The sequence below is a fragment of the Luteimonas sp. Soil_N_1 genome (assembly GCF_057656255.1).
In genome coordinates this window covers 1-269 of the sequence record NZ_JBDGKS010000012.1, presented here as the reverse complement: position 1 = coordinate 269, position 269 = coordinate 1, and the positions used below count along the sequence as shown (strand labels likewise).

The following is a 269-nucleotide window of genomic DNA, read 5'->3' as shown; positions in this document are numbered from 1 at the left end:
CAGAGCGACATCGGCGTGCCGGCGATCCTGAAGCTGGTCGAAGCGCTGGACACCTGGATTCCGGAGCCGGAGCGTGACGTCGACAAGGCATTCCTGATGCCGGTCGAAGACGTGTTCTCGATCTCGGGCCGCGGCACGGTCGTGACCGGTCGTATCGAGCGCGGCATCATCAAGGTCGGCGAAGAAATCGAGATCGTCGGTATCCGTCCGGTGCAGAAGACGACCGTCACGGGCGTCGAGATGTTCCGCAAGCTGCTCGACCAGGGTCA

At 63.2% G+C, this 269-nt stretch carries 1 protein-coding gene; it reads left to right on the top strand.

Features of this window, described 5'->3' with window-relative positions:
* A partial coding sequence (locus AC3A4E_RS17290) for an EF-Tu/IF-2/RF-3 family GTPase (protein WP_487632715.1) occupies positions 1–269 on the top strand: 269 nt, incomplete at both ends.